The following is a 1,766-nucleotide window of genomic DNA, read 5'->3' on the forward strand; positions in this document are numbered from 1 at the left end:
AGGAGAGGTGTGATACGATGAAATCCAAAGGAATCATTTTAATTGCATTGTTATGTACATTTGCAATATCCGGATGCAGTAAAGAGACCAATACAACTGCAGCGGACACTGAAACAAGAAGTACGCAAATCATTGCATCTGAAGAGACATCTACGAAGAATGAAATGACAATTGTATTAAAGGATAATGAAACAGGTAATCTTCTTGAGAATAAAGTCGTTGAGGATGAAGCGAAGATCACGGCATTTAATCAAATGTGCGGTGGATTGAAGAATCCAACAGATGAGAAGTATTCCGAGGTTTTTTTCGATAGTATAACAAGTAGTGAGTATACATTGAATTTTTCCAGCAGTGATTTTACTGAAACAGCATCTGATAAAGGTGATGCAGTCATCGTAGAGTGCAACGGTCTTTCATATGAACTTGCAGTGGGTGGAGAAAATTGGCAGAAAATAGCTGATTTTCTGGATAGTATTTCCAAATAGGCAGAGATAAATCTTGAAGGGATAAGGCTTGAATGGCATGGTTTGCTGTTCAAGCCTTAGTTATTAAGCAGAAAAATTTGTTTAAAAATATCAGGAGTATTGCAAATTGCCAGAGACACTGGTGTAGATGTAAGTTGAGGAAATGGCTACAGTATGGTATGATTAAGGCAGTGTATTTCGCAGGAACTTTGAAAGTAAATTGCAGAAAAGGAGTGTGCACGGATGGGAAATTTTGTAAATCCAGGAAATGATGCATTCAGAGTTGCATTGGCTTCCAGTATTTATGTTGATAAAACGGGTTTGCTTGAGTATACCAATAAAGTAATCGGAACACTACAGGCATATATTTGCAACAGTCGTCCGAGAAGATTTGGCAAGTCAATTACAGCCAATATGCTGACGGCCTATTATAGCAAAGGCTGTGATTCTGAGACTATTTTTGCTGATTTGGAAATCGGTAAGAGTCCTGATTTTAAAAAGCATCTGAATCAGTATGATGTGATTCATCTTGATGTTCAATGGTGTATGGAACCGGCTGGCGGTCCGGAATGTGTTCTCTCTTATATTGTGGAAAAGACAATAAGCGAACTCAGAGTCTATTACCCGAATATATTGCCTGATCATATGAAATCCTTGCCGGAAGCATTGTCCTGTATTTATGCTGCATCAGGAAAGAAATTTGTCATTATCATTGATGAGTGGGATGTTTTGATTAGAGATATGGCAGTGGACCAGAAGATTCAGGAGGACTATATTAATTTCCTTCGGGGACTGTTTAAAGGGACGGAACCGACAAAGTATATTCAGCTTGCCTATCTGACGGGAATTTTGCCGATTAAAAAGGCACGTACACAGTCGGCACTCAATAATTTTGATGAATTTACGATGCTGGATGCAAGTATTTTAGCACCGCATGTTGGTTTTACTGAGAGTGAAGTGCAGCAACTTTGCCGGAAATATCATAGAGACTTTGAGAAGATTAAGAGATGGTATGACGGATATTTGTTGGAAGATTATCAGGTCTATAATCCTAAAGCGGTTGTCAGTGTGATGCTGAAAGATAAGTTCAGAAGCTATTGGTCTGAGACGGGGTCTTATGAGGCAGTTGTCCCATTGATCAATATGGACTTTGACGGATTGAAAACAGCTATTATAGAAATGCTGGCAGGTAATGCGATAGAAGTTGATGTCGGTACATTCCAGAATGATATGAACAATTTTTATTGCCGGGACGATGTTTTGACTTATTTGATTCATCTTGGCTATTTGGCTTATGACCAG

2 protein-coding genes are annotated in these 1,766 nt (G+C 38.7%); both read left to right on the top strand.

The window, feature by feature from the left end; genetic code table 11:
* Window positions 1–485, top strand: a 485-nt coding sequence (locus tag WMO25_RS17695; protein ID WP_349086515.1) for a hypothetical protein, incomplete at its 5' end; no start/stop codon positions are given.
* 222 nt (window positions 486–707) lie between these two features.
* Window positions 708–1,766, top strand: a 1,059-nt coding sequence (locus tag WMO25_RS17700) for an AAA family ATPase (protein ID WP_349086516.1), incomplete at its 3' end; no start/stop codon positions are given.

Origin of the sequence: Coprococcus intestinihominis (assembly GCF_040096555.1) — a bacterium.
GTDB lineage: Bacteria > Bacillota > Clostridia > Lachnospirales > Lachnospiraceae > Coprococcus_A > Coprococcus_A intestinihominis.